Source organism: Roseomonas sp. 18066, from assembly GCF_902706185.1.
GTDB lineage: Bacteria > Pseudomonadota > Alphaproteobacteria > Acetobacterales > Acetobacteraceae > Pseudoroseomonas.
The window spans coordinates 1-1,186 of sequence record NZ_CACSJM010000321.1 but is presented as its reverse complement, the minus strand read 5'-3'; the positions used below and the strand labels follow the sequence as shown (position 1 = coordinate 1,186).

Here is a 1,186-nt window from a genome sequence, read left to right as displayed (position 1 = left end):
GTAACTTGGCGCCATCGCGCTCGGTCGTTGCTAGAGTGTCCGGAGCGGTGGCGGAGCGTAGCCCGGAACCCCTTGGGGCGATCGAGCCCGTAAAGAAGCGAGGGTCACGCTCCGTCGTTCCATCGAACCCGAACAGTCGCTTGGGCCGCTTTCGAAGCCCGCTTGCGCAAGGACGGGACAGGATGGAACGCACTGCCGAGGGTGGTCTTTGGGTCGGGATCGACGTCTCGAAGGACCGGTTGGACGTGGCGCTGCACGAAGGTGGCGCGACGGTGGAGGCCTTTGCCGTGCCGCGCGACGCGGCGGGGCTGGAGGCGCTGACGGCGCGGCTGGGGCCGCTGCAGCCGCGGCTGGTGGCGCTGGAGGCGACGGGCGGGTTCGAGAGCATCGCCGCGGCCGGGCTTGCGGGGGCGGGGCTGCCGGTGGTGGTGGTCAATCCGGCGCAGGTGCGCAGCTTCGCGCAGGCGCTGGGGCGGCGGGCCAAGACGGACCCGATCGACGCGGCGGTGATCGCGCATTTCGCGGCGGCGACGCAGCCCGAGCTGCGGCCGCTGCCGGACGAGCAGACGCGGCTGCTGGCCGACCTGGTGGGGCGGCGGCGGCAGATCGTGCAGATGATGGTGGCCGAGGGCCAGCGCAAACGGCGGCTGACCGAGCCACGGCTGCAGCGCTCGATCGAGCGGCTGCTGGCGGCGCTGCAGAAGGAGCTGTCCGAGCTGGACGGCGAGATCGACGACCAGATCCGCGGCACGCCGGTCTGGCGCGAGAAGGAGGCGCTGCTGTGCTCGGTGCCGGGCATCGGCAAGCGCATCGCCCGCACCCTGCTGGCGGAGCTGCCCGAGCTGGGCCAGCTGGACCGACGGCGGATCGCCTCGCTGGCGGGCCTGGCCCCCTGGACCCGCCAGTCCGGCCAGTGGCGCGGCCAGAGCCGCATCGGCGGCGGCCGCGCCGTGGTCCGCAGCGCCGTCTACATCGGTGCCATGGTCGCCGCACGCCGCAACCCGGTGCTGAAGGTCCAGCGCGAAAGCCTGCGCGCCGCCGGAAAACCGCCCCGCGTCGCCCTGATCGCCATCGCCCGCAAGCTGCTCACCATCCTCAATGCCATCCTCCAAAGCTCAACACCCTGGAGAACCACAACCTCCGCGAAGGAGCAGACCGCTTGACACCCAAGACAGTCGCTTCTTTT

Annotated in this window: 1 protein-coding gene; it reads left to right on the top strand. The window is 71.6% G+C overall.

Features of this window, described 5'->3' with window-relative positions; translation table 11 throughout:
• Positions 1–182 precede the first annotated feature (182 nt).
• Entirely contained in the window at positions 183–1,163 is a 981-nt protein-coding gene (locus tag GVN67_RS29015) for an IS110 family transposase (RefSeq protein ID WP_160000762.1), read from the top strand.
• The last annotated feature ends 23 nt before the right edge of the window (positions 1,164–1,186 follow it).

Bases quoted from the DNA above. Each gene is read 5' to 3' on its own strand.
- GVN67_RS29015 (WP_160000762.1), top strand. From the start codon at position 183: ATGGAACGCACTGCCGAGGGTGGTCTTTGGGTCGGGATCGACGTCTCG.